This is a genomic window from Streptomyces sp. NBC_00576, assembly GCF_036345175.1.
Classification (GTDB): domain Bacteria; phylum Actinomycetota; class Actinomycetes; order Streptomycetales; family Streptomycetaceae; genus Streptomyces.
The window spans coordinates 2,282,582-2,302,048 of the sequence record NZ_CP107780.1 but is presented as its reverse complement, the minus strand read 5'-3'; the positions used below and the strand labels follow the sequence as shown (position 1 = coordinate 2,302,048).

Here is a 19,467-nt window from a genome sequence, read left to right as displayed (position 1 = left end):
CTCTATCGCTCATCCAAGCGGGCGCCTTTCCGTCTGCCACGCCATACGGGGGACCGAGGGAAAGACATTGCTTCCAGTGCCGCAGTCTGCCGAAATCCAGACCATGACGTCGAGCGTTCCGCGCCAGCTCGTGCACCGCGCGGCGATCGCCGAGACGTTCCTCACCGGCTGGTCCCGAACAGAAACCGACCGGTTCAGCGTCTCCGCACAGTGGCCGCGCGTCCACTGTTTACACGTGTCGCCCGACCGGACGGCGTACGATCCACTGCTCGTCGTGGAGACCGTACGCCAGGCCGGAACCCTGCTCAACCACACCGAGTACAAGGTGCCGTTGGATCACCAGTTCGTGCTCCAGGAGTTCCGGATCACCACGTTCCCCGAGCGCCTGGGTGTCGGGCCGGTCCCGGCCGAACCCGTCGTCGACATCACCTTCTCCGACATCCGGCATCGGGGCAAGCGCCTGGTCTCGGCCCGGTATGAGGCCGACGTACGGCTTGACGGGGAGCGGGTCGCGCACGCCGACGTCGCCTTCACCTGCACCAGCGGCGCCGTCTTCAGCAGGCTGCGCGGCGGCCGTACGGCGGCCACCGTGACCGCGCTGCCCGTGCCGGCGGGCCTGCCGGCCGCCGACGTGGGCCGGGACTCGGATGCGGACGTGGTCCTGGCGCTTCCCCAACAGGCGCATGGATACTGGCAGTTGCGAGTTGATACCGGTCATGCTGTTTTCTTCGATCATCCCCTCGATCACATACCGGGCATGCTGCTCCTGGAATCCGCCCGGCAGGCCGCGATGGCACGAACGGGCCCTGACAGCGGCCTGATACCCGTCTCGTTCGACACGACCTTCCATCAGTTCGCCGAACTGGACCTGCCCACCTGGATCGAGTCGACGGACGAAGGCGACGGGACGCGGAAGGTGGTGGGAACGCAGGAGGGGCGCACCGTTTTCGAGTGTGTGGTGGGCATCGCGGAACGGTCGGCTATCTTGTACGAGGAGTAAGAAACAAACGGCATATCCCGTTTTTCTTCGGGGAGTTCGAGAGCACCGGGACGGTGGGGAGGGGTGGGTGCCGATGGCGAGGCAGTTACGCGCCGAGCAGACCCGCGCGACGATCATCACGGCAGCGGCCGACCTGTTCGACCGTCACGGCTATGAATCGACCAGCCTGAGCGACATAGTCGAGCACGCGCACGTCACCAAGGGCGCCCTCTATTTCCACTTCGCGGCGAAGGAGGACCTGGCCCACGCGATCCTGGAGATCCAGTCCAGGACTTCCCGGCGGATGGCCAGAGACATCGACGGCCGCGGCTACTCCTCGCTCGAGGCGCTGATCCGCGTCACGTTCGGGATCACGAGGATGGCCGTCGAGGGCCCGATCGCCAGGGCGGGCCTGCGCCTGGCCGCCGGCGATGTCTCCGTACGGCCTCCGCTGCGCCACCCGTTCCGCGAGTGGTCGGAGATGGCCTCCGGCAAACTCCTCGGCGCGGTCAAGGAGTCCGACGTACACCCGGACGTCGATGTCGACGCGATGGCGCACTCCCTCGTCAGCTTCTTCGTCGGCAGCCGCATGGTCAGCCGCGCGGTGGAGCCGGTGGCGCGCCAGCCCCGTCGGACGGCGGACATGTGGCGCCTCACCATCCGGGCGCTGGTGCCCACGCCGAGGCGGGCGCGGTATCTGAGCCTGGTGGCCCAACTGGAGCGGGAGATACGGGCGGTGGCGTGAAACGGGCGATACGGATGAGGCAGGCGGTCTGATCCGGAGTGCGGTGGGCTCAGGAGCTGCCCGTCTGTGCGTGATGACGTCCCCGGCCTCGCGTTTCGCGGACGGTACGGTGAGTCGCATGCCTGCCTCCGACTCCGTGTCCTCGCCCGTGATCCTCGGCAACGAGCCGGGCTCGTTCCCCTGGAGCGTGCTGGCCGAACGGCATCCCGCGCTCATCCAGAAGGTGCGGGACGCCTTCCCGTACGGCCCCGAGCAGCACCGCGCACTCGACGCGCTCCTCAAGAACTGCACCGAGGGTGTCGTCGAACCGCTTCCCGCCGGCGCTGAGGACCGGGAGCAGTGGGAACAGTGGGGGATCCGGGAGTACGCGGGCCGGTCCTGGTTCGACGTGCCCTGGCTGTGGGCGGAGGGGTACTTCTACCGCCAACTCCTCGAAGCGGTCGGGTACTTCGGCGGAGCCGGCGGAGAGGCGGGCGCTTGGCGCGGGATCGATCCCTTCCGCCCTTTCAAACTCGCCGAACTGGATGCCCCCGAGACCGACGAGGAACTGGCCGCGCTCGACGACCTGGTGAGCAGGCCCGAGGAGGAGCAGGCGCGCGCTCTGCTCCTCGGGTCGGTGTGGGGCAACCGGGCCGACCTCGGTTTCCGGCTCTCCGGCGCGGACGAGGGAGGGGAGGCGGCGGGACTCGTCGCCGACGACAGCGAGGCCCTCTGGTCGCTGCTCAGGTCCGCCCGACGAGGCGCCGGCCCGGTGTGTCTGGTCGCGGACAACGCGGGCCGGGAACTCGTCCCCGACCTGCTGCTCCTGGACCACCTGCTGACCCGGGGGTACGCCGAACGCGCCGTCCTGCACGTGAAGCCGCACCCGTACTTCGTCTCCGACGCGACCACCGCCGACGTGGTCGACGCCCTGCGCCGGCTGACCCGCGCGCCGGGGGTCGCCGCCGCGTACGGCCGCCGCCTCTGGTCCGTGCTGGCCGAGGGCCGCCTCGCGGTACGCGCCCACCCCTTCTCCTGCGCCCCGCTCCCGTACGCGGCGATGCCCGGCGATCTCAGCGAGGACTTCGCCTCGGCCACGGTCACCCTGATGAAGGGCGACCTGAACTACCGTCGCCTGGTCGGTGACCGCCTCAGGCCCCCCACGACGCCCTTCGCGGACGTGACCGCGTACTTCCCCGGCCGGGTTGCCGCCCTGCGCACCCTGAAGTCCGACGTGATCGTCGGCCTCGACGACCGTACCGAGGCGGCGCTCGTCGCCGCGGAAGGGCAACGCTGGCGCACGAGCGGTACGCGTGCGGTGATTCAGGTGTCGTCGACCGAGGTGTCGTCGTAGTCCTCGCATGTCGAGTGAACTCACAACGCCCGCCCGCAATCCCGGAATCGGCCCTGATTCACGCGATGGTGTGATCATGTCCCGCCCCGTGGATGGCAGGTCCAGGGCAGGGGTAGGGCCCCGCCCATGACACAGCCGTTCGTACTCCCACACTTCTACATGCCGTATCCCGCGCGGCTGAACCCGCATCTGGACGAGGCGCGCGCCCATTCGACCGTCTGGGCACGGGAGATGGGAATGCTGGAGGGCTCAGGCGTCTGGGAGCAGTCCGACCTCGACGCGCACGACTACGGGTTGTTGTGCGCGTACACGCACCCCGACTGCGACGGGCCCGCCCTCTCGCTCATCACCGACTGGTACGTGTGGGTCTTCTTCTTCGACGACCACTTCCTGGAGGTCTTCAAGCGCAGCCAGGACCGCGACGGCGGCAAGGCGTATCTGGACCGGCTGCCCCTTTTCATGCCGCTCGACCTCTCGACTCCCGTACCGGAGCCGCAGAATCCGGTGGAGGCGGGCCTCGCCGACCTGTGGGCGCGCACGGTTCCGGCGATGTCCGTGGACTGGCGCAGGCGGTTCTCCGTCGCCACCGAGCATCTGCTGAACGAGTCGATGTGGGAACTGTCCAACATCAACGAGGGGCGCGTCTCCAACCCCGTCGAGTACATCGAGATGCGCCGCAAGGTGGGCGGCGCCCCCTGGTCGGCGGGGCTCGTGGAGTACGCGACCGCCGAAGTGCCCGCCTCCGTCGCGCAGGCGAGGCCGCTGAGGGTACTGATGGAGACCTTCTCGGACGGCGTCCACCTGCGCAACGACCTGTTCTCCTACCAGCGGGAGGTCGAGGACGAGGGCGAGCTCAGCAACGGCGTGCTCGTCCTGGAGACCTTCTTCGGGTGCACGACCCAGGAGGCCGCCGACACCGTCAACGACATCCTCACCTCACGGCTCCACCAGTTCGAGCACACCGCGCTCACCGAAGTGCCCGGGCTGGCCCTGGAGAAGGGCCTCACGCCGGACCAGGTCGGCGCGGTGGCCGCGTACACGCGCGGGCTGCAGGACTGGCAGTCGGGCGGCCACGAATGGCATCTGCGCTCCAGCCGGTACATGAACGAAGGAGCCCTGGAGGAGTCGAGGCCGTTCGGAGTGGGCGGGTTCGGCACGTCCGCCGCCAACATCGGCGCACTCCTGGCCTCGGCCGGCGCCGAACGCCTGCGCGCCTACACGCACGTGCCCTACCAGCAGGTCGGCCCGTCCCTGCTGCCGGATTTCTACATGCCGTTCGGGCTCTCTCTGAGCCCTCATCTGGACGGCGCCCGGTCCCGTCTCGTCGACTGGTCGCACAGCATGGGCATCCTCCAGGAGGGCGTCTGGGACGAGGACAAGCTCGCTGCGGCCGACCTGCCGCTGTGCGCGGCAGGCATCCACCCGGACGCGACGGCCGACGCCCTCGACCTCAGCTCCGCCTGGCTGGCCTGGGGCACCTACGGCGACGACTACTACCCCCTCGTCTTCGGCCACCGCCGCGACCTGGCCGCGGCCCGCCTGTGCACGGAGCGCCTCTCCGCCTGCATGCCCATCGAGGGCGACGGGTTCCCCGCTCCGGTCAACGGCATGGAACGCGGCCTGATCGACCTGTGGCGTCGCACCACGGCCGGGATGGCCCCCGACCAACGGCGCACGTTCCGTGCCGCGGTGGACGTGATGACCGAGAGCTGGGTGTGGGAACTGGCCAACCAGACCCAGAACCGTATCCCCGACCCCATCGACTACCTGGAGATGCGCCGCGCCACCTTCGGCTCGGACCTCACGATGAGCCTGTGCCGCATCGGCCACGGCCGGACCGTCCCGCCGGAGGTCTACCGCAGCGGCCCCGTCCAGTCGCTGGAGAAGGCGGCCGCCGACTACGCGATGCTCATCAACGACGTCTTCTCGTACCAGAAGGAGATCCAGTACGAGGGCGAGATCCACAACGGCATCCTCGTCGTCCAGAACTTCTTCGGCTGCGACTACCCGACCGCGCTCGGCATCATCCACGATCTGATGACGCAGCGCATGCAGCAGTTCGAGCATGTCGTCGCTCATGAATTCCCCGTCCTGTACGAGGACTTCAAGCTCACGGAGGATGCGCGCGCGACGATGGACGGCTATGTGGCCGAGCTGCGGAACTGGCTGTCCGGCATCCTGAACTGGCACCGGGAGGTCCCCCGCTACAAGTCCGACCACCTGGAGAGCAGGTCCCACGGGTTCCTGCCGGACCGCGGCTCGGCACTGACGCTCGGCTGACGGCTTCCCGCACGCCGGGTCCGAGGCCGATCGACGGTGCCGAGCCGCTGTCCGTCAGCCGAGGTCGCGCACCCGCTCCGCTGTCTCCTCGGCGAGCTCCCGGACACCCGCTGCGGCATTCCCCGAGAGCTCGCCGAGTATCGCGTCGGAGGAGGCCAACAGGGCGCGGGCCTCCTCCGGGAGGTCGGCGTCGGCCAGCGCGCGGGTCAGGGCGTAGTGCTCCTCGGCGATGGAACGGCCCAGGTTCACGCCGTGCCAGAGCCGCAGGGACGTGTCCCGGGGGTCGGTCAGCGTGGCGCGCAGGGTCGTCAACGTGGCCGTGGCCCGCGGCAGCAGGCCCAGCTCCCGTTCGAGGCGGGCCTGCGTCAGACGGGCCGACACCCGGGCCCAGGCCGTGTCCTGGAGGTCGGCGGACAGCCGCTGGGCGCGCAACGCCTGGAACAGGTCGCCCAGTTCCTGGAACTCCCGGCTGAGCGCACGCAACGGCGAGGTGTCCAGCGGCTCCGACGCCCCGCCGGGCGCCCGGAGCAGGTACTGCCCCAACTCGATCTCGTCCAGCAGGCGGATCAGCGCGACCCGGGCAAGTTCCGTCATGCCCTGGTCGCGGGCCAGCTCCGTCCAGGAGAACACCGGCTCGTCCGCCGGTTCCGTGCCGAACATCGAGGCGTCCGTCTCCAGCGCCCACTGCCGCAGATCGGCACCTGTGTCACCGGGCCCGGGCAGCTCGCTCAGACCGCACGCCGTGTCGAAGTCCGTGTCCCGGACCTCGTGCAGCAGCGCCAGATCCTCGGCCAGGCCGTGCAGGCCCACCAGGACGGCTCCGAGACGCAGTTCATCCGTCATCGACGACTGGGCCTCGTACCTCACCAGATGCCGCAGCAGGTCCAGATCGCCGTCCGCGCGGTCGAACTGCGCGGCCCGCAGGGCTAGGCGGCGGCGCAGCGGATCACGGGCCACCGCGTCCCACGCCGCCGGGCCCCCGCCCGCCCGCAGCGTGGCCAGGTCGGCCCGGCCGCGGGCGAGCACCGGCTCCCACAGGGGCGGGCGCGGATGCGGGTCGAGTCGTTCGTACGCACCGCCCTCCTCCGCGTTGAGCAGCAGGAAGTCGGGCTCGGTGCGTAGCAGCGCCGTGTGCAGCATGCCGATCAGCTCCACAGGGGAGCGCTCGGGCAGCCCCAGGGTGCCGCGCAGTTCGGCGCGTTCGGCGTCTATGTTGCCGTCGTTGCCGTCGTTGCCGTCGTTGCCGTCGTTGCCGTCGTTGTTGTCCTCGTACTCGCGGATCTCGTCTTCCGTCTCCGCGACCCGCGCGAGGATCTTCTCCCTGCCGTCGGCGGGCGACAGGTCCAGGTAGTCGTGCCAGCCGGGCAGGCCGATCACAATCTCCAGCGCCTCGTCGGCACTGGAACCGATGATCCCCGCCGAGCCCTCCGAGTCGGCGTACAGCACGGATCCGTCCGCGCACACGAAATACGTACCTCCCGCGCCGTCACCCGCCACCGGAGTCAGCGGTCCGCCCGAGGCGAGGCGGACCTCCTCTCCGTGGTCGGCGCGGTCGAGGTCGAACTCGAAGGGGAACGCGGCCAGTTCGGCGGCGGAACGGCTCTGTCGCAGCAGCCGCAGGGCGTGATCGGTCATGCCGCAGAACGTAACAGCCCCCACTGACAACGGGAATATCGCGTCCTATTATCAGTTTCCGTACCAAGGTGGACGCCTATGGCTGCCCATTTCTGACCCTGCGTCAGTCTCACTCGTTCGTGGCTCGTGGTGCGCAGGTGTGCCGGGTAGAGCACCTGCCGGAGGCGAACCATGGAACAGACTGCGCTGCGTCCCAAGCCGATGCCCGGGCGGGAACCGGCCGACGGCACCACATCCCGCCCGGTCCGGCGCCCGCATGCCGCGCGCCGACGCGGCCGACGGCTGACGACCCTTCTGTTCGGCCTGTTCATCGGGATCGTCCTGGTTCTCGCGGGCGTCGGGCTCGGCACGCTCGGCGCCACGGTGATCGGCATGAGCAAGCTCGCGGACCTGCAGCGTCAGGCGGGACAGGGCGAGCGGACGGGGCAGCCGGGGGAGGGGCCGGGCGCACGGGGCGGGGCGCACGCCGAGTCCGGACCCGGAGTCGGGCCCGGGTCCGGATCCGCGTCCGGAGCGGGCCCTTCCAGGTCGCCCTCGCGCGGCGCGAGTGCGGCCTCCTCGCCGCCCTCCGTGACATCGACGCTCGGCCTGGAGGCCGTCGACGCCGGGAAAGCGGGAGCCCTGCTCGTCGGCGTCCATGTCCCCGGCCCGGGCTACACCGCGGGCCTCGTTCGAGGCGACGTACTCCTCGTGTTCGGCGGGACCCGGATCGACTCGGCGGCCGATCTCGCCCGTGTGGTCGCCCGCGCCCGCCCTGGTGCGGAGATCACCCTCACGGTCCTTCACCGCAGCGGCGGCTACCAGCAGTTGGTCGCGATCCCGGGCGTCGTCACCTGACCGACCCCCGTCACACGACCACCCGGAAGTGGCTGGTCAGCCGCCCGGTGTCGGCCAGTACGTGAAAGGCGAGACCGACCGGCGCGTCCCGGTCCGCGACCTCCTCGCCCTCCCAGGGCAGCCGGAGGGTCCAGGTCACCCCCGGGCCGACGAGCAGTGGCCGGCCGGCGAAGGTCGTGGCGGCCGGTGTGTGCGCGTGCCCGGTGATGAGCCCGGCGATCTGGGGTCTGCGCTCTAGCAGGGCGGCCAGCCGGCCGGGGTGGCCCAGCTGATAGGCGTCCGGCAGCGGATGGTGCAGGGCGACCGGCGGATGATGGAAGGCGAGCAGTGCCGGGACGCCGTCGTCCAGTTCGTCGAGCGTTGCCTCGATCCAGTCGTACGTCTCGTCGTCGAGGGCGCCTTCGTCCTTGCCCGGCACGCTGGAGTCGCACATCAGAACGGCGGCGTCGTCGAAGACGTGCGCGCTGTTGACCGGCCCCTCGGCGTCGGGCAGTCCGAGCAGCGCCTTGCGGTACGGCGCGCGGCTGTCGTGGTTGCCCGGGCAGGTGAGCACCGGGAAGGGTGCGTCGCCGGTGCGCAGACCGAGGATGCGCGCCGCCTCCTCGTACTCGGCCTCCGTGCCGTGGTCCGCGATGTCCCCGGTCACCAGCAGGGCGTCCACGTGCCCCGGCAGCTCCCACAGCCGATCGCGCACCCGTTCGGCGCGCGCCGTCGACCGCGCGGTTCCGTCGAGGTGCAGATCGCTGATGTGGGCGAGTACGAGCATGGCCTTCCGCCTCCCTTAATGGTTCGGTTAGATCTAAGCATTAGATCTAATGGTTACTCAACTCCCATCCGTTAGTTGAGGGGAGTGAAGGCAGGTGCGGAAGGTGATTACAGCCGTCAACCGGCTCGCGCCGCCCCCTGCATCCGGGCAGGATGCTGCCCGTAGCCCCTCGCCCTTCCACGGAGGCCCGGATGACCGGCAGCAGTCCCGCGCCCTTCACCGCCGACGACTACCGGGCCCGGATGCGGCGCGCCGCCCGGGCAGCCGAGGACGCGGGACTCGCCGGGCTCCTGGTGGCGCCGGGACCCGACCTCGTCTGGCTCACCGGCTACGCGCCCACCGCCGTCACCGAGCGCCTCACCCTGCTGGTCCTGGCCGCCGGACAGGACCCGGTCCTCGTGGTCCCCGCGCTGGAGGCCCCGGACGCGGCACACGCGACGGGTGCGCCCGCCCTGACCCTGCGCGACTGGACCGACGGTAAGGATCCGTACGCGGTCACCGCCGACCTCCTCGACGGAGCAGGCCGCTTCGGGGTCAGCGACAACGCGTGGGCCCTGCACCTGCTGGCACTCCAGCAGGCGCGGCCCGGCACCTCGTACGTCTCCCTCACCGAGGGGCTGCCGATGCTGCGCGCGGTCAAGGACGCGGCGGAACTGGCACGCCTGGCAGCCGCGGGCGCGGCTGCGGACGCAACGTACGAGGAGATCCGGAAGGTTCCCTTCGGCGGACGCCGGGAGAGTGACGTCGCGGGCGAGCTCGCCGATCTGCTGCGGCGGTTCGGGCACTCCCAGGTCGACTTCACGATCGTTGCCTCCGGCCCCAACGGCGCCAATCCCCATCACGAGGCCGGCGACCGCGTCATCGAACAGGGCGACATGGTCGTCCTCGACTTCGGCGGCCTCCTGCACGGCTACGGCTCCGACACCTCGCGCACGGTCCACGTCGGCGAACCGGACGCCGAGCAGCGCAGGGTCCACGACATCGTGCGTGAGGCCCAGGAGGCCGGTTTCCGCGCCGTGCGCCCCGGCGCCGCGTGCCAGGACGTCGACCGGGCGGCCCGCGCTGTCATCACCGAGGCCGGGTACGGCGAGTACTTCATCCACCGCACCGGCCACGGCATCGGCGTCACCACGCACGAGCCGCCCTACATGATCGAAGGCGAGGAACGGCCCCTCGTCCCAGGCATGTGCTTCTCCGTGGAACCCGGCGTCTACCTGCCCGGACGCTTCGGCGTACGCATCGAGGACATCGTCACGGTGACCGAGGACGGCGGCCGACGCCTCAACAACACGGCCCGCGAGATGGTCATAGTGGACTGACCGCACACCAGGAGCCCCCCCCGCCATCACCCCCGGACGACAGTGGCGCGACCATGACCCAGGCACCGACACCCACCGCGGACACGGTCCGCCGACTGGTCCGTTCCCTGCTCGCGGACGGCACCGTCGGCGCGGGCGGCACCACCGGTACCGGACCCGACATCCGGCCCGCCGACACCGGCGGCGAGTACTCCACCTGGTGGGTCGGCTCCCGGCACGTACTGCGACTGGCCCCCGACCGCGAGGCCTCCGCGCGACTGCGCCGCGAACTGCGCCTGCGCGACCTCGTACGCCCGCACATCGGTGTCGCCGTCCCCGTCGGCGTGGCGCACGGCGAGTGGGCCGACGGACTGGCCTACACGCTGGACACCAGGGTGCCCGGCGGCACTGCCGAGGAGCACGAGGTCTCCGCCGTCGGCGAGGCCGACCTGGCCGCGCTGCTCACGGGCTTGCGTGAGGTGCCCGTACGCCAGGCCGAGACGCTCGGCGTGCCGCGGGCCGCGCCACGGTCCCTGGAGGCGCTGCGCCGGGCCGCCGCAGGCGCTGTCGAACGCCTCGCCGCGGCCGACGAGTTCGACCCCGCGCGGCTCCACCAGCTGACCCCGTCCGCCACCACGCAGCTCGCCGCGCAGGCGGGTACGGCGGTCCTCGTCCACCACGCCCTCAAGGGCGAGCGCCTCGTGGTGAGCGACGACGGGCGGGTGCGCGGTGTCGTCGACTGGACCGACGCGGTCGTCGGCGACCCGGCCGAGGACATCGCCGGCCTCGCCCTCGCGGTCGGCTCGCCCGCGGCCGTACGTGCCGCCACGCTCGCCGGCTACGCGGCCCGCCCCTGCCTGCGCGGCCTGTGGCTCGCCCGCTGCGACACGGTCGTCCGGCTGGCCGAGAGCCTCGCCGGCCGCGACGCGGACCCGCTGCCGCTCGTCAGAGTCCAACTGCGGCGCGCGTGGGAGGCGATCCTGCTGGAGCGGGTGACGGAGTTGCGGGAGGAGGACGACAAGGGGTAGTTCGCACCCTCCGGCTCACCCCTGCTCCAGCACCACACACGACTCGCCGAGAACGTGCAACAACCCGTCCGCGCCCGGCAGTTCGACCGGTTCCCAGGCGGCCAGCACCCGCGCCCGTCGCGGGCCCAGGGGGATCGCCGCCGACTTCGGGGCGAGGTTCGCCACGACCCGTACGTCTCCGCGCCGGAAGCCGATCCAGCGGGCGTCCTCGTCGTACGCGACCTTGATGTCCGAGAGGTCCGGGTCCGTGAGGTCGGGCTGGGCGTGGCGCAAGGCGATCAGCTGCCGGTACCAGGACAGCACGCGCGCGTGCGGCTCGCGTTCGGGCTCGGACCAGTCGAGGCAGGAGCGGTCACGGGTCGCCGGGTCCTGGGGGTCGGGCACGTCCTCCTCGGCCCAGCCGTGCGCCGTGAACTCCCGCCGCCGGCCCCGCCGTACGGCCTCCGCGAGCTCCGCGTCCGTGTGGTCGGTGAAGAACTGCCACGGGGTGCCCGCCGCCCACTCCTCGCCCATGAACAGCATCGGCGTGAACGGCCCGGTGAGCATCAGGGCGGCGGCGCAGGCGAGCAGCCCGGGGGAGAGGGAGGCCGAAAGACGGTCCCCCTGGGCCCGGTTGCCGACCTGGTCGTGGGTCTGCGTGTAGCCGAGCAGCCGGTGCGCGGCGACACCGGTGCGGTCGAGCGGGCGGCCGTGCAGGCGGCCCCGGAAGGTCGAGTACCTGCCGTCGTGGAAGTAGCCGCCCGAGAGCGTCTTGGCGAGCGCCGCGAACGGGGCCCGCGCGAAGTCCTCGTAGTAGCCCTGCGATTCACCGGTCAGTGCCGTGTGCAGGGCGTGGTGGAAGTCGTCGCTCCACTGCGCGTGCAGTCCGAGGCCGCCGCCCGCGCGCGGGGTGACGATCCGCGGGTCGTTGAGGTCGGACTCGGCGATCAGGGAGAGCGGCCGGTCGAGGTCGGCGGCGAGGGCGTCCACGGCCGTCGACAGCTCCTCCAGGAAGTGGCATGCACGCGTGTCCCGCAGTGCGTGCACCGCGTCCAGCCGCAGCCCGTCGATCCGGTAGTCGCGCAGCCAGGCCAGCGCGCTGCCGAGCAGATACGCGCGCACCTCGTCCGAGCCGGGCGCGTCCAGGTTCACGGCGGAGCCCCAGGGCGTCTGATGCGTGTCCGTGAAATACGGGCCGAAGGCGGGCAGGTAGTTGCCGGACGGTCCCAGGTGGTTGTGCACGACGTCCAGGACCACGCCGAGACCGAGTGCGTGCGCCTGGTCGACAAAGCGCTTCAGCGCCTCGGGGCCGCCGTACGGCTCGTGCACCGCCCACAGGGAGACCCCCTCGTACCCCCAGCCGTGCCGCCCCGGGAACGGGCACAGGGGCATCAACTCGACGTGTGTGACACCCAGTTCCACGAGGTGGCCGAGCCGCTCGGCCGCCGCGTCCAGCGTGCCTTCAGGCGTGTACGTGCCGACGTGCAACTCGTACAGGACCGCACCCGGCAGCGCGCGGCCGGCCCACTCGGTGCGCCAGGTGTGGCGCCCGTGGTCGACGACGGCGCTCAGCCCGTCCGGGCCGTCCGGCTGGCGGCGCGAGCGCGGGTCGGGCAGCACCGGTCCGTCGTCCACGGCGAAGCCGTAACGCGATCCGTCCCCGGCCTCGGCCTCGCCGGACCACCAGCCCGTGCGTTCCGGATCGCGCTCCAACGCGCGCGTGGCGCCTTCGCACCGGAGCGTCACACGACTGGCCTGCGGTGCCCACACCTCGAAGTGCACGGACGGATCCCCTTACTCTGCCGAGCGGTGCTCACCGGGACGTAGCCCGTTCCATGGTGCTTCAAACGCGGACGCTCCGCGCTTGCATCCTCACGTTTGCCTCGGGTGTCGTCAGATCGGCCCAGCGAGCCGTCGTTTCCGAGTTTTCTGGACACCCCGCGCGCGCTGCCCGACAATCACGAACGTGACGTCGTCCTTCGAGTTCCACACGTATCCCGCTCGCCTGTCCGACGCGGAGCGCGACCGGGCGCTGAAGGTGCTGCGGGACGGGGTCGCCCTGGGCCGGCTCTCGCACGACACCTTCATCCGGCGCATGGAACTGGCGCTCGCCGCCCGCCGGTCCGACGAACTGGCCGTCCTCACCGCCGATCTGCCCACCGAGAGCCGGATGTCCCGCCTGGTGTTCGGGACGGTCGAAGCGGTCTCCGGCTTCACGGTACGGCTGCGCAGGGCCTGGCAGTCCGAGCGGCTCCCCAAGCTGCTGCTGCCCCACCCCGGCAACGGTCACCCGCTGCGCATAGGACGCGACCCCGCCAACGGCCTGCGGCTCACCCACGAGACGGTCTCGCGCGTCCACGCCGAACTCCGCCACCAGGGCAGCCTGTGGGTGCTGCGCGACCTCGGTTCGACCAACGGCACGACGGTGAACGGCCGCCGCGTGATCGGCGCGGCCGTCGTCCGCGACGGCGACCAGATCAGCTTCGGGCACATGGTGTTCCGGCTCTCGGCGCAGTGAGAGCGCTCCCGTAGAAGTTGCTCTTTGGAGCAATTCGCTTTGTGTGCCGCGGTGTTGACGTGCCCCCTCAGCCGTGACTGACTGTGCGTGCGCCATACACGTCAAGTGAACCCACGGCCCCGTTGCGGAGGTTGCCCTGTCGCCACTCCTCCGCTACCCGTCCGTGGACGAGCTGGCCGACCGGGCCGCCGCACTCGTCGCCCGCCACCCCGCCGACGCCCGGCTGCGCACCGTCGGCACCTCGCGCGCGGGCACGCCCCTGTGGCTGCTCTCCGTGGGACACGGCAGCCGTCAGGCCCTGGTCGTCGCCGGACCGCACGCCAACGAGCCCGTGGGCGGCGCGACCGCCCTCCGGCTGGCCGAACGGGCCCTCGCCGACCCCGGACCGACCCTCCGCGCGGACGCCACCTGGAACCTGCTGCTGTGCCTCGATCCCGACGGCTCGCGCCGCAACGAAGGCTGGCTCGCGGGCCCCTACACCCTCGGCCACTACTTCCGGAACTTCTTCCGGCCCGGCTTCCTGGAACAGCCCGAATGGCTGCCCGACGGCGCGGCCGGAGCCGTCCTGCCGGAGACCCGCGCCCTGCTCGCCCTCCAGGACGAACTGCGGCCGTTCTTCCAGTGCTCCCTGCACGGCGTCGACGTCGGCGGCGCCTTCGTGGAGCTCACCCGCGACCTGCCGGGCCTCCCGCAGCGCGTCGAGCAGACGGCGGCCCGGCTCGGCATCCCGCGTGAGCTGGGCCCGTACGACACCCTGTACTGGCCCAGTCTGGGACCCGCCGTGCACCGCATACCGCCGCCGAGACCGGGCGACCTGGCCGCCGCGATCACAGAGGCCGCCGTCGAGTCGACCTGGTTCCACCCGCACCGGTACGGCACGGTGACAGCGATCGTCGAGGCCCCCATGTGGGGCGTGGCCGCCGTGGAGGACGACACTCCTGCCGTCGACGCTGACGCCGATGCGGTGCTGCGCACCGTCAGCCACACGCTGCGGCACGACACGCGGTACCTGGAGGTGGTCCTCGGACGGCTGCGGCCCCACCTCGCGCGCGTACCGGACGCGGACCGTCTCCTCGCCCCGGTGGGCGACTATCTACTGGTCTGTCCCGGTCTCGCCGACGCCTGGGACCCCGACACGGACGACGCCGCCGCGCACCCGCTGCCACCGCTCAACACCGCCCACCTGGTCGCCCTGCGCATCGCAGGGCGACGGCTGGCACTGCGTACGGCGGGACTGCTGTACCAGCTGGCGCGCGGCGCCGGTCCGGGGGCCGCCGACGTCCTGTGCACCCTCGAACGGCTGATCGATGAATGGTGCGCCGACTACCGCGAAGGCTGCGGGGCGCGCTGGATACCGGTCGCCCGTCAGGTCGAGTACCAGTCGCGGGTGGTGCTCGCCGCGTTCGAACTGGCGGGCCGCAACGCGCGCGCGGGCTCCCGTTCGGGTGAGTCGGACTGGGGCGCGGGGACCGCGGTGCCGATGCACAGGGAATGACCCACACGATCGACACCGCCGACACGAACAACCCCGTAGGCGTCATCGCAACCGTCAGGACCGCGCGAGCGGTACGCGGTGCCCTGCTGGCCGTCGGCCTCCTCGTCGCGGGCTCCGCCCCCGCCCAGGCGGTCTCCCAGGAGGACGTCCGGGACAACTGGCTCTACGTCACCGTCACCCGGGGCGAGTCGGGCTCCGGGGACACCCGCGGCACCTTCGTGCTGTGCGACCCGCCCCAGGGGCACTCCCAGGCGGCCCGGGCCTGTGCGGAACTCGCCAGGGCGGACGGTGACATCGGCGGCATCCCGCCGAAGAAGGCCATCTGCCCGATGCTCTACTCGCCCGTCACCGTGCACGCGCACGGCGAGTGGAACGGCCGTCCGCGGGAGTACGACAGGACCTTCTCCAACGGATGTGAACTGGCGGCACGGACCGGGGCGGTGTTCGCGCTGTAGGGCCCGTCGAGGGCGCCCTGAGGAGGTGAACGGTTTTGCCTAGTCCCTCCGAGGGGCCCCCTCGCGCGCGTGCCGTGCCGCGGCCACCACCGTGCGGGCCTGGTGCTCGACCTGATGCTCCAGAGGCACCCAGCGGGCGCGGAAGCGGTCCATGAAGGCCTCGCTCCAGGTCGCGACCAGGTGTTCGAGGTGTGGTGCCGCGCGGTCGTCGGTCTCCAGCAGGACCCGCAGCAGCATCGCGGCGGCCCGCAGCGGCAGCCGGCGGCCGAATGCGTCCACGCTGCCGACGTACGCCATCGTCGTGTCGGCGGGCGGCGTGTGCGTCCAGTCGGAGGCCAGCCCGGGCACCAGCTCCAGCGCCCACTGGGCGGCCCGCAGCAGTGGCCCCTCGGGGCCCGTCAGACGGGGCAGCGCGTCGGTGAGGACCCGTTCGACCTCCAGGCCGTCCCGCAGCAGCCGGCCCGCCAGCCGCCGTATCGCCGCCGCCGGCGCGGGATGCGGGGCCGGGTCGTCCACCAGGTCGCTCGCCCACATCGGCACCTCGACGACCGCGGTCAGGCCGCCGTAGCGGTGGGCGTGGTACCAGGTGCTGTGCCGGGCGTCGTCCGGCATGCTCGGGTACGCCGCGTCCGAGCCCGGCGCCGGCATCACGTGCACGCCCGGCCCCGACGCGGGCCAGCCCGCCGCGTCCGAGGCACCCGTCTCCACCGGGATGTGCAGTTCCGCCGCCGACTTGGCGAACGGCTCGGCGAGCCCGGGGACGTCCTTCGTCAGCTGTACCCAGCTGCCGCCCACGTCGGTGCCGTGCAGGGTGACCTGGAGGTAGGGCCGCAGTTCGTCGATGACACGGGTCAGGGCACGGGTCTCCGGGGGCAGCCGGTCCGGGGGCAGCACGGAGGGCGACCACTCCGGCTGCTCGGGCCCGGCGGGCCGGTAGAAGCCGTGGTGGTAGTCGAGCAGGCTGCGCGGCGCCGGTGTGACGTGCAGGCTGGCCCCGTCCGGGTCCGCGCACAGCAGGAAGTGCCAGGAGGTGCCCGTCCGCAACTCGCGGTCGTGCACGGCCCGTTCCGCGAGTGCCAGGAGCGTGGAGCCACCCGTGGGTTCGTTGGCGTGGGCGCCCGCGACGACGAGCACGGCGCGTCGTGCGTGGCCCACGGACAGCAGGTGCAGGGGCCGTCCGGCGCTGGAGGAGCCCACCTGTCTCAGGGCGCACAGGCCGGGCCGAAGAGCCGCCAGCGCCCGGGCGGACGAGACGAGTTCGTTCACACTGGGGTAGCGCAGCTCCGGCAGGAGACTCACCCCCGTTAGGTCCACCCTGCGTCGCAATCCGCAGTACCCCATGGCGTCCAGGAACTGTCAAGGAGGTAGTGGGGGCGGCTCCAGGGGGCGCCAAGGAGCATTCACCGCCGACGGCGCGGACGGGTACGGCCGACGGGACGGTGAGCAGGGACATCCGCCGCGCGGGACGGCCCGCACACCGCCCGCCGAAGGCGAGTACGCGTGCCACCGCCCGAGCGCGAAGGGTGCGAAGTCGTTCACCACCACGCGCCGGTCGTCCCGCGCGGGCGCCGGGAGCACGCGCTCCGTGAGCCTGGCGCCTGGGCGCGTGAAAGAGCGCGCGGTGAACTGTTCACGCCCCAGCCCCAGCCTCCTGCCGTCATTCCTCGCCGACCCGCTCCAGCAGCGCCACCGGCAGTCGCGCGAAGAGCTCCTCCACGCGCGCGTACTCGGTGAACTCCCGCTCCGGAGTCAGCAGATCGGCCCACCGGCCCGGCGGCAGCGGCAGCCGCGTGTCGTGCCAGCCGCCCGTGTCCGACAGCCGCAGGGACAGCCGGGTGACCGCCGTGACCACCTCCCCGGAGCGCGCGTACGCCAGGCAGTGCGCCGCCGCGGGGCCCTGCGCGACGAGCGGCGTGTACGTCGCCGTGTCGCCGAACACCGCCGGGCGCCGCGCCCGCAGCCGTAGCGCGGTCGCCGTCAGCTCGTCCTTCTCGCCGGGTGCCTCCGGAGGGAAGCGGACGGGACGGCGGTTGTCCGGGTCCACCAGGGCCCGGTACTCGCTCTCCGTGCCCTGATACAGGTCCGGTACGCCCGGCATCGTCAGGTGGACCAGGGCCGCGCCCAGGACGTTCGCCCGGACGGACGGCTCCAGGGCGCTCCGCAGCGCGGCCACGTGCTCGCCGGGCGCCCCGCACGGGCCCGCCGCCACGAACGCCGCCACCGCCTCCTCGTACGCGGGTTCCTGCTCCGTCCAGGCGGTGTGCAGGCCCGCCTCCCGTACGTGCTTCAGCAGGGCGCCCTGGAGGCGCTCCCCGTCCGCCGGGCCCAGGCCGAAGGCCGTCTGCCAGGCCGCCCACGCGAGCTGGGCGTCTGGCACGCCCTCGCCGGTGCGTGTGACCTCCGCGAGGACGTCGGCCCAGCGCTGCGGGCACTCGGTGAGGACGGCCAGCGCCGCGCGTACGTCGGCGCTGCGCTTCGTGTCGTGTGTCGACAGCGCCGTCCCCGTGGCCGGCCAGTCGCGCTGCACGCGCGCGCAGTAGGCGTGGAAGTCCTCCGGGGACACCGCGGGGCTGCCCGGGCTGCCGCCCACCTCGGTCGCCGACAGCAGCGGCACATAGCGGTAGAACGCCGTGTCCTCCACGGACTTGGCCCGCAGTGCCGACGAGGTCTGCGCGAACCGGTCCCGGAACTCGGCATGCTCGGGCCCGGCCGCGTCTCCGCCTTCGACCCGTCCGAGCAGCAGGTCCCGTACGACGTCCACGGCCCCGCCCTCCTCCGGGACGACGAACGCCTGCCGGGCCTCGGCGGCGGCCTCCTCGGTGACCACGGAGGCCGTGTCCCCGGGGGTGTAGGGGCGGTAGACCTCCAGCCGGACCAGCAGCTCGCGCAGCGCGGTACGCAGGGCCCAGGGGGCGCGGTCGCGCAGCGCGGGGTCGGGGGAGGCGGCGCAGAGACGGTTCGCCACACGTGTCAGCCGGTCCACCTCGGTGGCCAGCTCGTGCGTCACCACCTTGTACGCGGCCCGCCGTACCGTCGCCTCCCAGTGCCCGCCCCGGTCGGCCTGCGGGGCCGCGAACCGCCGGTACTGGCCGAGGAGTTCGCCCGCGCCCGCAGGGTCCGTGAACAGGCCGTCCACGTGCCGCAGGGCGTCGTAGCCGGTGGTCCCCGCGACCGGCCAGCCCGCCGGCAGCTGCTCGCCGTCCGCCAGGATCTTCTCGACCACCGTCCAGCGGCCCCCGCTCGCCTCGTGCAGCCGGCGCAGATACCCGCCCGGGTTCGCGAGACCGTCGGGGTGGTCGACCCGCAGCCCGTCCACCACACCGTCGTCGAGCAGCTCCAGCAGCTTCCCGTGCGTCGCCGCGAACACCTCCGGGTCCTCGACCCGCACCCCGATCAGCTCCGAGATGCTGAAGAAACGCCGGTAGTTGAGCTCGGTGCGCGCCAGCCGCCACCACGCCGGGCGGTACCACTGCGCGTCGACGAGCTGCGGCAGCGGCAGCTTCTCGGTGCCCTCGCGCAGGGGCAGGACGTGGTCGTAATAGCGCAGGACGTGGCCGTCGTAGCCCAGGTGCGCGTCCGCCCAGTGCTCGACCTTCAGCTGGTCCCACTCCGTGCCGAGCGGCTGCCCGAGCACCGGCAGCAGCAGCCGGCCGTCCTGTGCCTCCCAGTCGATGTCGAACCACCGCGCGTACGGTGACTCGGGGCCCTCCCTCAGCACCTCCCACAGGGGGCGGTTGTGGCGTGGGGACATGGCCATGTGGTTCGGCACGATGTCGGCGACCAGCCCGAGACCGTGCTCACGCGCGGTGCGTGCCAGCGCGCGCAGCCCCTCCTCGCCGCCGAGTTCGCCGCGCACGCGTGCGTGGTCCACGACGTCGTAGCCGTGCGTCGAACCCGGGACGGACTCCAGGAACGGCGACAGATGCAGATGAGAGACGCCGAGCGAGGCCAGATACGGCACGGCGGCCGCCGCGGCACCGAACGGGAACGCGGGCTGGAGTTGCAGCCGGTAGGTGGCCGTGGGTACGACCGGGTCAGGACGCTCAGGTGTCATGGGAACCTACGTACCCGCCAGACGGCCTTTCGTGTCATCGACTCCTGCACCCGGCCGCCGAAACG

General features: G+C 72.0%; 15 protein-coding genes. 10 read left to right on the top strand and 5 right to left on the bottom strand.

The genetic code is table 11. The features are described 5' to 3' along the window. Positions 1 to 103: 103 nt before the first annotated feature. From OG734_RS09715 to cyc2, 4 genes are all read left to right on the top strand, one after another. Entirely contained in the window at positions 104 to 1,000 is an 897-nt protein-coding gene (locus OG734_RS09715; protein WP_330287083.1) for a ScbA/BarX family gamma-butyrolactone biosynthesis protein, read from the top strand. 73 nt (positions 1,001 to 1,073) lie between these two features. Further along, complete coding sequence (locus tag OG734_RS09710; RefSeq protein ID WP_330287082.1) at positions 1,074 to 1,724, top strand: ScbR family autoregulator-binding transcription factor; 651 nt, start codon at positions 1,074 to 1,076, stop codon at positions 1,722 to 1,724. 118 nt (positions 1,725 to 1,842) lie between these two features. Further along, on the top strand, positions 1,843 to 3,057 hold the full coding sequence (locus OG734_RS09705) for a damage-control phosphatase ARMT1 family protein (RefSeq protein WP_330287081.1): 1,215 nt from the start codon (positions 1,843 to 1,845) through the stop codon (positions 3,055 to 3,057). Positions 3,058 to 3,183: 126 nt separating this feature from the next. Further along, the gene (gene cyc2, locus OG734_RS09700; protein ID WP_330287080.1) at positions 3,184 to 5,337 is read left to right on the top strand and encodes a germacradienol/geosmin synthase Cyc2; all 2,154 of its coding nucleotides are present in this window, start codon (positions 3,184 to 3,186) and stop codon (positions 5,335 to 5,337) included. 54 nt (positions 5,338 to 5,391) lie between these two features. On the opposite strand, the gene OG734_RS09695 is transcribed toward cyc2, so the two are convergent. Further along, positions 5,392 to 6,972, bottom strand: a complete 1,581-nt coding sequence (locus OG734_RS09695) for a hypothetical protein (protein WP_330287079.1) — start codon at positions 6,970 to 6,972, stop codon at positions 5,392 to 5,394. Positions 6,973 to 7,143: 171 nt separating this feature from the next. Here OG734_RS09695 and OG734_RS09690 point away from each other — a divergent pair, with 171 nt between their 5' ends. Continuing rightward, positions 7,144 to 7,809, top strand: a complete 666-nt coding sequence (locus OG734_RS09690) for a PDZ domain-containing protein (protein ID WP_330287078.1) — start codon at positions 7,144 to 7,146, stop codon at positions 7,807 to 7,809. 10 nt (positions 7,810 to 7,819) lie between these two features. Here the strand turns inward: OG734_RS09690 and OG734_RS09685 are convergent, their stop codons facing one another. After that, positions 7,820 to 8,575 carry a phosphodiesterase gene (locus tag OG734_RS09685; RefSeq protein ID WP_330287077.1) on the bottom strand — a complete coding sequence of 252 codons (756 nt, stop codon included), beginning with the start codon at positions 8,573 to 8,575 and terminating at the stop codon, positions 7,820 to 7,822. Between the two features lie 191 nt (positions 8,576 to 8,766). Here OG734_RS09685 and OG734_RS09680 point away from each other — a divergent pair, with 191 nt between their 5' ends. Continuing rightward, the gene (locus OG734_RS09680; RefSeq protein ID WP_330287076.1) at positions 8,767 to 9,894 is read left to right on the top strand and encodes an aminopeptidase P family protein; all 1,128 of its coding nucleotides are present in this window, start codon (positions 8,767 to 8,769) and stop codon (positions 9,892 to 9,894) included. A gap of 53 nt (positions 9,895 to 9,947) precedes the next feature. Next, positions 9,948 to 10,901, top strand: coding sequence for an aminoglycoside phosphotransferase family protein (locus OG734_RS09675; protein WP_330287075.1), 954 nt, complete (start codon positions 9,948 to 9,950; stop codon positions 10,899 to 10,901). 15 nt (positions 10,902 to 10,916) lie between these two features. Here OG734_RS09675 and treZ read toward each other — a convergent pair whose 3' ends face one another. Further along, entirely contained in the window at positions 10,917 to 12,662 is a 1,746-nt protein-coding gene (treZ, locus tag OG734_RS09670; RefSeq protein ID WP_330287074.1) for a malto-oligosyltrehalose trehalohydrolase, read from the bottom strand. A 184-nt stretch (positions 12,663 to 12,846) separates the two neighbouring features. Here treZ and OG734_RS09665 point away from each other — a divergent pair, with 184 nt between their 5' ends. The 3 genes from OG734_RS09665 (at position 12,847) to OG734_RS09655 (ending at position 15,348) form a co-directional block, all read left to right on the top strand. Beyond that, on the top strand, positions 12,847 to 13,398 hold the full coding sequence (locus tag OG734_RS09665; RefSeq protein WP_330287073.1) for a DUF1707 and FHA domain-containing protein: 552 nt from the start codon (positions 12,847 to 12,849) through the stop codon (positions 13,396 to 13,398). Between the two features lie 163 nt (positions 13,399 to 13,561). Beyond that, complete coding sequence (locus OG734_RS09660; RefSeq protein WP_330287072.1) at positions 13,562 to 14,893, top strand: M14 family zinc carboxypeptidase; 1,332 nt, start codon at positions 13,562 to 13,564, stop codon at positions 14,891 to 14,893. After that, on the top strand, positions 14,890 to 15,348 hold the full coding sequence (locus tag OG734_RS09655; RefSeq protein WP_330287071.1) for an SSI family serine proteinase inhibitor: 459 nt from the start codon (positions 14,890 to 14,892) through the stop codon (positions 15,346 to 15,348). The genes OG734_RS09660 and OG734_RS09655 overlap by 4 nt, the downstream gene beginning before the upstream one ends. Positions 15,349 to 15,387: 39 nt before the next feature. Here OG734_RS09655 and OG734_RS09650 read toward each other — a convergent pair whose 3' ends face one another. Beyond that, entirely contained in the window at positions 15,388 to 16,647 is a 1,260-nt protein-coding gene (locus OG734_RS09650; protein ID WP_330287070.1) for a M14 family zinc carboxypeptidase, read from the bottom strand. A 358-nt stretch (positions 16,648 to 17,005) separates the two neighbouring features. Next, complete coding sequence (treY, locus tag OG734_RS09645) at positions 17,006 to 19,402, bottom strand: malto-oligosyltrehalose synthase (protein WP_330287069.1); 2,397 nt, start codon at positions 19,400 to 19,402, stop codon at positions 17,006 to 17,008. Positions 19,403 to 19,467 lie beyond the last annotated feature (65 nt).

Excerpts from the sequence above, each read along its gene's own strand:
- treY (WP_330287069.1), bottom strand. The coding sequence starts at position 19,402 with ATGACACCTGAGCGTCCTGACCCGGTCGTACCCACGGCCACCTACCGG.
- OG734_RS09685 (WP_330287077.1), bottom strand. The coding sequence starts at position 8,575 with ATGCTCGTACTCGCCCACATCAGCGATCTGCACCTCGACGGAACCGCG.
- cyc2 (WP_330287080.1), top strand. The coding sequence starts at position 3,184 with ATGACACAGCCGTTCGTACTCCCACACTTCTACATGCCGTATCCCGCG.
- OG734_RS09690 (WP_330287078.1), top strand. The coding sequence starts at position 7,144 with ATGGAACAGACTGCGCTGCGTCCCAAGCCGATGCCCGGGCGGGAACCG.
- OG734_RS09710 (WP_330287082.1), top strand. The coding sequence starts at position 1,074 with ATGGCGAGGCAGTTACGCGCCGAGCAGACCCGCGCGACGATCATCACG.
- OG734_RS09715 (WP_330287083.1), top strand. The coding sequence starts at position 104 with ATGACGTCGAGCGTTCCGCGCCAGCTCGTGCACCGCGCGGCGATCGCC.
- OG734_RS09695 (WP_330287079.1), bottom strand. The coding sequence starts at position 6,972 with ATGACCGATCACGCCCTGCGGCTGCTGCGACAGAGCCGTTCCGCCGCC.
- OG734_RS09680 (WP_330287076.1), top strand. The coding sequence starts at position 8,767 with ATGACCGGCAGCAGTCCCGCGCCCTTCACCGCCGACGACTACCGGGCC.
- OG734_RS09655 (WP_330287071.1), top strand. The coding sequence starts at position 14,890 with ATGACCCACACGATCGACACCGCCGACACGAACAACCCCGTAGGCGTC.
- OG734_RS09675 (WP_330287075.1), top strand. The coding sequence starts at position 9,948 with ATGACCCAGGCACCGACACCCACCGCGGACACGGTCCGCCGACTGGTC.
- OG734_RS09705 (WP_330287081.1), top strand. The coding sequence starts at position 1,843 with ATGCCTGCCTCCGACTCCGTGTCCTCGCCCGTGATCCTCGGCAACGAG.